This window comes from Vibrio sp. YT-19(2023), from assembly GCF_033337395.1.
In genome coordinates this window covers 1-1,055 of sequence record NZ_JAWOQN010000163.1, presented here as the reverse complement: position 1 = coordinate 1,055, position 1,055 = coordinate 1, and the positions used below count along the sequence as shown (strand labels likewise).

The 1,055-nt window shown below is 47.3% G+C and carries 2 protein-coding genes; both read left to right on the top strand.

The genetic code is table 11. The features are described from left to right. Positions 1–334 (top strand): MATE family efflux transporter (locus R7E78_RS24625; RefSeq protein ID WP_318058409.1); only part of this gene is annotated, 334 nt, incomplete at its 5' end. Between the two features lie 142 nt (positions 335–476). Continuing rightward, a partial coding sequence (locus R7E78_RS24620) for a DUF3080 family protein (RefSeq protein ID WP_318058408.1) occupies positions 477–1,055 on the top strand: 579 nt, incomplete at its 3' end.

The window sequence follows — 1,055 nt, the reverse complement described above, 5'->3', positions numbered from 1 at the left end:
CCCAGAAGTAATCTCACTAGCGATGCAGTTATTGCTGTTTGCCGCCGTTTACCAATGCACTGACGCCGTTCAAGTCATCGCAGCCGGTGCACTTCGTGGCTACAAAGACATGCGCGCGATCTTCAACCGCACATTCATCGCGTATTGGATTCTTGGCCTTCCTACTGGTTACATTCTTGGTCGTACAGATTGGATTGTTGAACCAATGGGCGCACAAGGTTTCTGGCTTGGCTTTATCATTGGCCTGACCGCAGCTGCGTTAATGCTTGGTGTTCGCCTTCGTTGGATGCACCGTCAAGAGCCCGATGTACAACTTAACTTTTCTCTGCAGTAATTCTGCTCGCCATTGGTGACGGTTTACAACAGAACGTAAAAGCCAGCATTCGCTGGCTTTTTTGATCTTCATGGCAAGTTGTTAGGTATACTTTTTGACAACGTATTAATTGAGTAACACAAGCAAACAGACAAGGAAGTTCGTGAAAATCCTATTCTTCGCATTACTCGCTTTGCTCAGCGGTTGCAACGGTTGGACGAATCCAGAGCGCGCAATCTTTGAAAAGTACCATCAACGTTTGGCAAACGTACTCGACGTTCCCCCGAGAGAGCTTAACGAGGTTTCCGCTATCACGATTCCTGACAAAAGGGCTTTGTATCAAGAGCTGCCAAGATTGTCGCTAGGGTTACTAGAGAGTTACCAGCTGCGTCAATGCGGCCTGTTCAACCTGATTGCGGAAAAGAACTCCCAATTGGGCAAAGTACAAGACCCTTTCCATGACCTGGATTACCAAACCACTTTGCACAACACGCTCAATAGTTGTTTGACTGAATACCCCTTGAGCGAAGACGAACGCACGACGTTAACTCGCCTGTATGAACAAAAATGGCAGCATCTTCCCGTTCATCTTGATAACGTTCTCCTCACAAGCGAAACCCTGCGCAAACAACTCACCGCTTCAAGTTGGTTATCAGCCAAAAGCCGCAATCAAACTGCTCATGTCAGTGAAACCTTTCATGCGCTAAATGCCATGTATGAGACGCCTAAAGGGATCATTTCG